Annotated in this window: 1 protein-coding gene and 1 pseudogene; both read left to right on the forward strand. The window is 72.2% G+C overall.

The window, feature by feature from the left end:
- Positions 1 to 535 (forward strand): cellulose binding domain-containing protein (locus HHX30_RS40315; protein ID WP_169989214.1); only part of this gene is annotated, 535 nt, incomplete at its 5' end.
- A gap of 63 nt (positions 536 to 598) precedes the next feature.
- Positions 599 to 845: pseudogene (locus HHX30_RS40320) on the forward strand (esterase); the annotation flags it as partial.

An 845-nucleotide genomic window follows, 5' to 3' on the forward strand; every position in this document is an offset into this window, starting at 1 on the left:
CGCCGACCTGATCGACGGCATCCACCCCACCGCGACCGGCTACGACAAGATGGCCGCCGCCTGGTACGCCGCACTCCAGACGGTCTCCGGCAGCATCGGCCAGCCCGGCGGCACTCCCAGCCCGAGCCCGAGCCCGAGCCCGAGCCCGAGCCCGAGTCCGAGCCCGAGTCCGAGCCCGAGTCCGAGCCCGAGTCCGAGTGCCAGTCCCTCGTCGAGCCCGTCGTCGCCGGGTGGGAAGTCGTGCTCGGCCGCGTACTCCGTCACCGGGCAGTGGCAGGGCGGTTTCCAGGCCTCGGTGACCGTCACCGCGGGTGGCTCGGCCATCTCCTCCTGGACCGTGAGCTGGCGGTTCGGCGACGGCCAGACGGTCACGCAGTCGTGGAACGCCACGATCGGCGCGAGTGGATCGCAGGTGACCGCCCGCAACGTGAGCTACAACGGCGCCCTGGGCGCCGGTGCGAGCACGGAGTTCGGCTTCCTCGGCAGTTGGAACGGCGCCAACGGTGTGCCGACGCTGACCTGCACCGCGGCCTGACGGTTCCGGCCGCCCGGTAGGGCGCCGGCGCGCCGCGGAGCCCGCCGTACGAAAGGACATCCCGTGAAACGAACGCTCAAAGCCGTAGTGGCCGCCGCCGCATTACCCCTGGTGGTCGCGGGCACCCTGACGGCGGCCCGGCCCGCCGCGGCCGCGTCGCTGACCCGGGTCACCGGCTTCGGCAACAACCCGACCAACCTGAACATGTACATCTACGTGCCCGACAGGGTCGCGGCCCGGCCGGCGCTGCTGGTGCTGGTGCACTACTGCAGCGGATCCGCCAGCGCGATCTTCAACGGCAACGGGCACG

The organism is Microbispora sp. H10836, assembly GCF_012999525.1.
Lineage (GTDB): Bacteria > Actinomycetota > Actinomycetes > Streptosporangiales > Streptosporangiaceae > Microbispora.